Below are 9,547 nucleotides of genomic sequence, written 5' to 3'. Positions count from 1 at the left end.
CCGCGACACCCGGTGAAGTTCCGCGAAGTCCGCGAAGTTCCGCCCTGCCCGCCCCGTCCTCCCGCACCGATGTCACGAGGAGATGTGAGCCGTCCCATGCCCGATGAGAAGAAGCTGGCCGAATACCTGAAGTGGGTCACGGCCGACCTGCAGAAGGCCCGCCACCGCATCACGGAGCTGGAGTCCGGGCGGAGCGAGCCCATCGCCATCGTGGGCATGGCGTGCCGCTATCCCGGCGGTGTGGCATCGGCCGACGACCTGTGGCAACTGGTCCGGGACGGTCGCGACGGCATCTCGGAGTTCCCCACCGACCGCGGGTGGGACCTGGACGGCCTGTACGACGCCGACCCGGACACGCCCGGTACCTCGTACACCCGGGAGGGCGGATTCCTGGACGGGGCGGCCGACTTCGACGCCGGCTTCTTCGGCATCTCACCGCGTGAGGCGGTCGCGATGGACCCGCAGCAGCGGGTGCTGCTGGAGACGGCCTGGGAGACCTTCGAGCAGGCCGGTATCGACCCGACCTCGCTGGAGACCTCCAAGGTCGGGGTGTTCGTGGGCTCGGTGGACCAGACGTACCTCGGTCTGGAGGGGCCTTCGGACCTGGAGGGCTACCTGATGACGGGCAAGCTCAGCAGCGTCGTGTCGGGGCGCGTCTCCTACTCGCTCGGCTTCGAGGGCCCGGCGGTGACGGTGGACACCGCCTGCTCCTCGTCGCTGGTGGCGCTGCACCTCGCCGCGCAGTCGGTGCGCAGTGGCGAGTCGGCGCTGGCCCTGGCCGGCGGGGTGACGATCAGCGGTACGCCGGGCGGGTTCGTCGACTTCTCCCGGCAGCGCGGTCTGGCGGAGGACGGCCGGTGCAAGTCCTTCGCGGGGGCGGCCGACGGGACGAGCTGGTCGGAAGGTGTGGGGCTGCTCCTGGTGGAGCGGCTGTCCGACGCGGTGCGGCGCGGCCACCAGGTGCTGGCGGTGCTCCGGTCGACGGCGGTCAACCAGGACGGCGCGTCCAACGGGCTGACCGCGCCCAGCGGTCCGTCCCAGGAGCGGGTGATCCGGCAGGCGCTCGCGGAGGCCCGGCTGGACTCCTCGGACGTGGACGCCGTCGAGGCGCACGGCACCGGTACCCGGCTCGGCGACCCCATCGAGGCGCAGGCGCTGCTGGCAACCTACGGGGCGGCGCGTCCGGCGGAGCGGCCGCTGTGGCTGGGCTCCCTGAAGTCGAACATCGGGCACTCCGTCGCGGCGGCCGGGGTGGGCGGTGTGATCAAGATGGTGCAGGCCATCCGGCACGGGGTCCTGCCGCGCACGCTCCACGTCGACGAACCCACCCCGCTGGTCGACTGGTCGGCGGGGGCGGTGGAGCTGCTCACCGAGGAACAGGCCTGGCCGGAGACCGGCAGACCGCGGCGGGCCGCCGTGTCCGCGTTCGGCGTGAGCGGCACCAACGCGCACGTGATCCTGGAGCAGGCACCGCGGCAGGAGGAGCCGGCGGCGGATCCGGCCTCCGGCCGTACAGAGGGCCGCACGGAGGGCGCCGGGGAGCTGCCGGTCGCGGCGTGGGCGCTGTCGGCGAAGGCGGCGGACGGGCTGCGGGCCCAGGCCCGCCGGCTGCTCTCCCACGTCGAGCGGCACCCCGGCCTGTCCGTACCGGACGTCGCCCATTCGCTGGTGACCACCCGGGCCGCGCTGGAACACCGGGCCGTGGCGGTGGGCACGGACCGTGAAGCGCTGCTGGACGGGCTGCGCTCGTTCGCCCTGGACGAGACGGGCGCCTCCTCGCCCACGGACGTGGCGCGGCCGGGCAGGCTGGGCTTCCTCTTCACCGGCCAGGGCAGCCAGCGGCAGGCGATGGGGCTGGAACTGCGGTCCGCCTACCCGGTGTTCGCCGAGGCGTTCGACGCGGTGTGTGCCGAGGCCGACCCGCATCTGGACCGCCCCCTGCGTGAGGTGATCGAGACCGGCGACCGGCTGGACGAGACCGGGTACGCGCAGCCGGCCCTGTTCGCGTTCGAGGTCGCGCTGGCCCGGCTGGCCGAGTCGTGGGGTGTGCGGCCCGACTTCGTCGCCGGGCATTCGGTGGGTGAGCTGGCCGCCGCCCACATCGCGGGCGTCCTGAGCCTCGCCGACGCGACCGCCGTGGTCACCGCCCGGGGCAGGCTGATGCAGGCACTGCCGGCCGGCGGGGCGATGGTGGCGCTCCAGGCCACGGTCGAGGAGGTGGAGCCGCTGCTCGCCGCCCGCGCGGGGCGCGTGGGCGTCGCGGCGGTCAACGGGCCCTCCTCGACGGTGGTGTCGGGCGACGAGGACGTGGTCGCCGACATCGCCGCGACCGTACGGGCCTGGGGGCGGGCCACCAAGCGGCTGACGGTCAGCCACGCCTTCCACTCGCCGCGGATGGAACCGATGCTGGAGGAGTTCGGCAAGGTGGTGCGCGGGGTGACCTTCGGCGCTCCGGCCGTTCCGCTGGTGTCGTCGGTGACCGGCCGGATCGCCACCGAGGAGGAGCTGCGCTCCCCGGAGTACTGGATCGACCAGGTCCGCCGGCCGGTGATGTTCCTGGAGGTGGTGCGCACCCTCGCGGCGCAGCAGGTGAACACGCTGCTGGAGGTGGGCCCGTCCGGCGTCCTGTCGGCGATGGTCGACGACTGCCTGCCCGGCGGCGGGGCGGTCCTGCCGGTGCCCGCCGTACGGTCCGGCCGGCCCGAGCCGCACGCCGTGGTCCAGGCGCTGGGCCGGCTGTGGAGCGCGGGGGTGCCGGTGGACTGGGTGGCGCTCTTCGCCTCGGCGGGCCCGCGCCGGGTGGAGCTGCCGACCTACGCGTTCCAGCGTGAGCGGTACTGGGTGGAGGCGGCGGCCCCCGCCGAAGGCCCGCGCACCGGCGGGCCGGTGGCGGACCATCCGCTGCTGGACGCGGTGGTGGAGGTGGCCGGCCGCGACGAGCTGGTGTTCACCGGCCGACTGTCGGCGCGGGCCGAACCCTGGTTCGAGGGGCACCGGCTGTTCGGCTCCCCGGTGGTGCCCTCGTCGGCGCTGCTGGACATGGTGGTGCGGGCGGGGGACGAGGTGGGTTGCTCGGTGGTCGACGAGCTGGTGGTGAGCCGGCCGGTCGCCCTGCCCGAGCGCGATCCGCTGCGGGTGCAGATCACGGTCGGCCCGCCGGACGGGGCCGGTGCGCGGCCCTTCACCGTGCACACGGCGGGTGAGGGGGTTCGTCCCGCGTGGACGGCCTGTGCCTCGGGAGTGCTCGGTACGGGCGGCCGCGCCCTGCCTTTCACGCTCGGCGCGTGGCCGCCCGCGGACGCCGAGGTGCTCCTCGTGGCGGGAGAAGGCGCGGGAGAGGGCGGGGCCGAAGAGGACCAGGACGGGACCGGTTCGCCGTCCGGGCCGAGGACCGCCGGTCCGGTCGCGCTCTGGCGCCGGGAGGGCGAGCTGTTCGCCGAGGCCCGGCTGGAGCCGGGTGCGTCCGCCGACGGCTTCGGGCTGCACCCCGCGCTGCTGGACGCCGCACTGCGGGGCGCTGGGCTCGCCTCCGGGCAGCCGGTAGCCGTGGCCGAGTGGCGGGGCGTGCGGCTGCACGCGGTGGGCGCCTCCTCGATCCGGGTACGGATCACGCCGGGCGACGACGGTGCGGTGGCGCTGCTCGTCGCGGACCCGTCGGGCCGGCCCGTCGCGTCCGCGGAATCGGTCCTCGTCCGCCCGGTCACCGAGGACGCGGTGGCCACCGCGCGGACGCGTCCTCAGGACTCCCTGTTCGAGGTCGGCTGGAAGCCGCTCACGCTGCCCCCGCGCAGCGGCGACGCCGCCTGGGCGGTGCTGGACACCGGCAGTGGCGACCTCGGGCTCTCCCGCGGCCAGCGGTTCGACGACGTGGACGCGGCCCTGGACTCGCCCGGCGCGTTCGGTGCGCTGCTCGCCCCGTTCGTGTTCCCGCGGGACGGTGACGTACCCGCAGGGGTACGGGAGGCCACCGGGCGGGCGCTGGCGCTGGCGCAGCGGTGGCCGACGGACGACCGGGCCGCCGACACCCCGCTGGTGGTGGTGACCCGGGGCGCGGTGCCCGCAGGCGGGTCGGACCCGGGCGTGTCCGATCTCGTCGCGGCGCCCCTGTGGGGTCTGCTGCGTTCGGCGCAGTCGGAGATGCCGGGCCGGATCGTCCTGGTCGACCTCGACGACGACCCGGCCTCTGTGGCGGCGCTGGCGTCGGTGATCGCCTCCGGGGAGCCGCAGGCGGCGGTCCGCGGCGGTGCGGCGTTCGTACCGCGCCTGGAGCGGACCGCACCCCAGGAAGGTCACTCCACCACGGAGGCGGCGACCGGACCGTGGAACTCCGGCGGGACCGTGCTGATCACCGGAGGCACCGGCGCCCTCGGCGCGCTGTTCGCCCGCCACCTCACCCGGGTGCACGGCGTCTCCCACCTGCTGCTCGTCAGCCGCAGCGGCCCGGCCGCCCCGGGCGCGGGCGCGCTCGCCGACGACCTCGCCCGCCTCGGCGCGAAGGTGACCCTCACCGCCTGTGACACCGCCGACCGGCAGGCGCTCGCCGAGCTGCTGGCCGCCATCCCCGCCGAGCACCCGCTGACCGGGGTGGTGCACACCGCGGGTGTGCTCGACGACGCCATGATCCCGGTGCTCGGCCCCGACCAGCTGGCGGGCGTCCTGCGGCCCAAGGTGGACGCGGCGTGGCACCTCCACGAGCTGACGGCCGGTCATGACCTGTCGGCGTTCGTCCTGTTCTCCTCCATCGCCGGGATCGTGGGCGGCCCCGGCCAGTCCGCGTACGCGGCGGCCAACGTCTTCCTGGACGCTCTGGCCGCGCACCGCGCCGAGCAGGGTCTGGCCGCGACCTCGCTCGCCTGGGGGTTGTGGGACTCCGCGCAGGGCATGGGAGGGCACCTGAGCGCGGCCGACCTCAAGCGGATCGCCCGCACCGGTCTGCTGCCGGTCGCCGAGGAGGACGGCCCGCGCCTGCTGGACACCGCCCTCGGCCTGCGCCGTCCGGCACTGGTGGCCTCGCCCCTGGACGTGGCGGCCCTGCGCGCCCGGCCCGGCGAGACCCCGGCCGTCTTCGGCTCACTGGCCCCGGCCGCCTCCCGCGGCTCCGTACGCGAGGACGGCGACGGGCCGGGGTCGCTGGCGCAGCGTCTGGGAAGCCTGCCGGAGGGGCGACGGCAGGAGGCCGTGGCCTCGTTCGTACGCGGCCAGGTCGCCCTGGTGCTGGGCCACGCCGACCCGGACACCGTCGATGTGGACCGGCTCTTCTCCGAGCTCGGCTTCGACTCGCTCGTCTCGGTGGAGCTGCGCAACCGGCTCAACGCCGCGACGGGCCTGCGGCTTTCGCCGTCCGTGGTCTTCGAGCACGCCACGCCCGCCCTGCTGACGAAGCACCTGCACTCCGAGCTGTTCGCCGGGGAGCGGGAGGAGGCCTCCCAGGACCGCGCCACGGTGGAATTCGCCGCCGAGGCGCACCTCCCGGAGGATGTGACGCCGGCCGACGAGGTGGTCCGCGTGGCGGCCGACCCCGGCGAGGTGCTGCTGACCGGTGCCACCGGGTTCCTGGGCGCGTTCCTGCTGCGCGACGTGATGCGGTCGACCACGGCGCGGGTGCACTGCCTGGTACGCGGCGAGGACCGGGCCGACGCGGAGCGCCGGCTGCGCGAGAGCCTCGCGTGGTACCGGGTGCTGGACGAGATCGACGAGGACCGGATCTCGGTCGTCGTCGGTGACCTCACCGCACCGGGCCTGGGGATGGGCGACGCCGTCTTCGACGATCTGGCACGCCGTGTCGACGTCGTCTACCACGCCGGGGCGACGGTGAGCTGGCTGCGGCCCTACACCGAGCTGCGACAGGCCAACGTGGCAGGTTTGCGGGAGGTGTTGCGGCTGGCCGCCCGGCACCGGACCGTACCGGTGCACTACGTCTCGACGACCGGGGTGTTCCCCGCGCCGGAGCCCGGCTCCCGGCCCGTGCCCGCCCGGCCCGGCGACCCGACGGGCCCCGCCTCGTCCCTGTGGAACGGCTACCTGCAGAGCAAGTGGGTGGCCGAGCAGGTCATCGAGGTGGCCCGGGACCGGGGGATGCCGGTGTCGGTGTACCGGGTGGACGTGGTCTGCGGCGACCGGCACACCGGCGCCTGCCAGACCCGTGACTTCGTCTGGCTGAGCCTGAAGGGTCTGCTCCAGGCGGGCGCGGTGCCCGACCGGCTCGCCGGGGTGTTCCACATGGTGCCGGTGGACTACGTCAGCGGGACGATCACGACCCTCGCCGCCGACCCGGCGGCCGTCGGCGGGACGTACCACCTCTACAACGAACAGACCCAGCCCTTCGCCGAGTTCGTCGACCACCTCAGGGCGGCCGGGTACGAGCTGCCCGAGGTGACGTGGGACGCCTGGCGGGAGCTGGTGCGGTCCGATCCCGGGAACGCGCTCACTCCGCTGCTGCACGCCTTCGACGGCGCCATGGCCGGTGACGGGAGTGAGACGTATCCGCCGATGGACGTCTCCGCGACGGAGGCCGCCCTCGCGGGCAGCGGAATCTCCTGTCCGCCGGTCGACCGCGGACTGTTCGCGAAGTACGTCGACTTCTTCGTGGACGCCGGCTACTTCCCGACGTCCGGTGCCTGAGCCGTACGAGGCCGAATCCGTCGGCCCGACCTACCCGAGGAGCAGTGACCACCGTGGGCATAGCTGACCACAACCGCGCCGTCGTGCTGGGGGCGAGCATGGCCGGTCTGCTGGCCGCCCGCATCCTGGCCGACTCCTACACCGAAGTGCTGGTGCTGGAGCGCGACGGCCTGGAGGACCTGACCGGCCCGGACGGATCTGCGGAGACGAGGCGGGGAGTTCCGCAGGGGCGGCATGTGCACGCCCTGCTGGCCCGGGGCCGGCACATCCTGGAGGAGTTGTTCCCCGGCTTCACCGAGGAGCTCGTCACCGGAGGCGCCATCACCGGTGACGTCACCGGCAATGTCCGGTGGATCATGGAGGGCCACCGGATGCCGAAGCCCCATTCGGACATGCTGCTGCTGTCGATGAGCCGGCCCTTCCTGGAGCAGCGGGTCCGGGCACGGGTGCGGAGCCTGCCGAACGTGCGCTTCCTGGAGCGGCACGACGTCACCGGCCTGCTGACGGCCGACGACGGCAAGGCGGTCGTCGGGGTGAGCGTCACCGAGGACGGCGCGGACCGCACCCTCTCGGCCGATCTGATGGTCGACGCCGGCGGCCGGCGCTCGCGCACCCCGGCCTGGCTCAAGGAGCTGGGCTACGCCGAGGTGCCCGAGGACCAGATGGCCATCTCCGTCGGATACGCGACGCAGTACTACCGGCTGCCGGACGGGGTGATGCCCGACGAGATCTCCATCGACGTGGTGGCCTCCCCGGAGCTGCCCCGCGGCGCGATCTGCGCCAAGATCGACGGGGACCGTACGGTGGTGACGGCCTACGGCTACCTGGGGGACTACCCGCCCAGCACCTCCGCCGGGTTCCTGGACTTCCTCAAGTCGCTGTCCGGGACGGACATCCACGACGCAGTCCGGGACCACGAGCCCCTGGGCGATCCCGTCGCCTACCGCTTCCCGGCCAACCTGCGCCGGCGCTACGAGCTGCTGCCCGCGCTGCCGGACGGCCTGCTCGTCCTGGGCGACGCGGTGTGCAGCTTCAACCCGGTCTACGGGCAGGGCATGACCGTCGCCGCGCTCGGGGCCACCGTGCTGCGCGACCATGTCACGGGCGCTCAGGCACCCGACCCGCGCGCGTACTTCGCCGACCTCGCCGCCCGTGCGGTGGACGACGTCTGGGAGATGACGACCGGCGCCGACCTCGCTTTCCCCGGAGTCGAGGGCGACCGTACGGCGGAGTGGCAGGCTGAGCAGAGCTATGTGGCGGATCTCCTCACGGCGGCGACACGGGACCACTCCCTCCTGACGGCGTACGCACGGGTCGTGTTCCTCGTCGACCCGCCCTCCTCGCTCGCGGCCCCGGAGATCCAGGAAGCCGTACGCGCCGCCCTGGCGCAGACAGACCGATGACGCACGACTTCACGTTAAGGACAGCTGAGATGAGCGAAACACCCGTTCTCGTACTGGGCGGCACCGGCAAGACGGGCCGCCGAGTGGCGCGGCAACTCACCGAGCGGGGACGGGCGGTCAAGGTCGCCTCCCGCTCCGGCGGTCAGCGCTTCGACTGGCACGACCGGGACACCTGGGCGGACGCCGTCGCGGGCGTCGAGGCGGTCTACGTGGTGGACGAGCAGGGCGCGAACGCGGCCGCGCTGCTGGCCGACTTCACGGCTCTGGCGGTGGGCGCGGGGGTGACGCGCCTGGTCATGCTCTCCGCCCGGACCTTGGAGGAGTCCCCGCAGGAGGACGAGGTGTTCACCGCCGAGCGCGTGGTGCGCGAGTCCGGCGCCGCCTGGACCATCCTGCGCCCGACGTGGTTCGCGCAGAACTTCAGCGAGGACGGCCTCTTCCGCGACGAGGTGGCGCGCGGAGAGCTGCTGCTGCCGGACTGGAAGGGGCTGGAGCCCTTCGTCGACGCCGAGGACATCGCGGCCGTCGCGGTGGCGGCCCTGACCGAGGAGGGCCACGACGGGGAGATCTACGCGCTCTCCGGCCCCCGGCTGATGACCTTCGAGGAATGCGCCGAGGAGATCTCGAAGGCGGCCGGGCGCGAGATCCGCCGCGTGCAGGTGACCCGCGAGGAGTACGCGGCACACCTCGTGGAGCGGGGCTACCCGCGGGGCTTCGCGGACTTCCTCAACGTGCTCCTCGACGTCGTCCGGGACGGTAGGGCGGCCCACCTCTCCGACGGGGTGCAGAGGGCGCTGGGCCGCGAGCCGCGCGACTTCTCCCAGTACGCCGCCGAGACCGGGTGGACCCCCGCGGCGGGTGCCACCGGCTGACCGTCCACCACCGGCCGGGCCGCCGGTCACCGTGCGGTCTGCGCACGGTAACCGGCGGCTCTGCGTCGCAGGCCACAAGGGCGGCCAGGGGCGGAGATCCGGCAGTTGCCGGGCCGTGTCGGCCAGCCCGTAGCGTCAGTCCGGCCGCCGCGTTCTGCCGGCTGCGGCGCACGGCGAAGTCCATCCGAACGAAGAGAAACGGAGCGGTTCACCATGGCCAGCGCATCCCAGAACACCAGCCTTCTGACCGACGACATCGAGCAGCACCAGGAGTTGTTCGGCCAGGCCTTCAACTCCGGTGACGCGGCCGCCGTCAACTCCATGTACGCCGATGACGCGGTCGGCGTGTGGGAGCCGGGCTTCCCGCTGACCGGGCAGGCCCGCCGCGACTACGTCACCGACTTCATGTCCCGGCGGCCCTCCGTCGAGGCGACGGTGCTGCAGACGCTGGTGACCGGTGACACCGCCATGCTGATCGTCGAGTGGTCCATGGAGACCACCGACAAGGACGGCAAGCCCGAGCACCTGGAGGGCACCGCCGTGGACGTGCTCCGGCGCGACGAGAACGGCCACTGGCGCTACCTGGTGGACAACCCGTACGGCGCCAGCGGCCCGCACACCGCGGAAGAGGCGGCGGCGCAGGCCTAGCCG

4 protein-coding genes are annotated in these 9,547 nt (G+C 73.9%); all 4 read left to right on the top strand.

Going from position 1 to position 9,547, the window contains the following annotated elements; all coding sequences use genetic code 11:
• Positions 1-96: 96 nt before the first annotated feature.
• Positions 97-6,621: a type I polyketide synthase gene (locus ACFYQ5_RS12815; RefSeq protein WP_389196871.1), complete on the top strand. Its 6,525-nt coding sequence runs from the start codon at positions 97-99 to the stop codon at positions 6,619-6,621.
• 53 nt (positions 6,622-6,674) lie between these two features.
• A complete protein-coding gene (locus ACFYQ5_RS12810; protein ID WP_389196869.1) occupies positions 6,675-8,024 on the top strand; it encodes an FAD-dependent oxidoreductase in 1,350 nt (449 codons plus the stop codon).
• Between the two features lie 29 nt (positions 8,025-8,053).
• The gene (locus ACFYQ5_RS12805) at positions 8,054-8,896 is read left to right on the top strand and encodes an NAD(P)H-binding protein (protein WP_389196867.1); all 843 of its coding nucleotides are present in this window, start codon (positions 8,054-8,056) and stop codon (positions 8,894-8,896) included.
• Between the two features lie 213 nt (positions 8,897-9,109).
• Complete coding sequence (locus ACFYQ5_RS12800; RefSeq protein WP_389196865.1) at positions 9,110-9,544, top strand: YybH family protein; 435 nt, start codon at positions 9,110-9,112, stop codon at positions 9,542-9,544.
• Positions 9,545-9,547 lie beyond the last annotated feature (3 nt).

The sequence above is a fragment of the Streptomyces sp. NPDC005794 genome (assembly GCF_042871445.1).
Taxonomy (GTDB): Bacteria; Actinomycetota; Actinomycetes; order Streptomycetales; family Streptomycetaceae; genus Streptomyces.
Note: the sequence above shows the minus strand (reverse complement) of the source record. Positions and strands in the feature narration are given on the sequence as shown.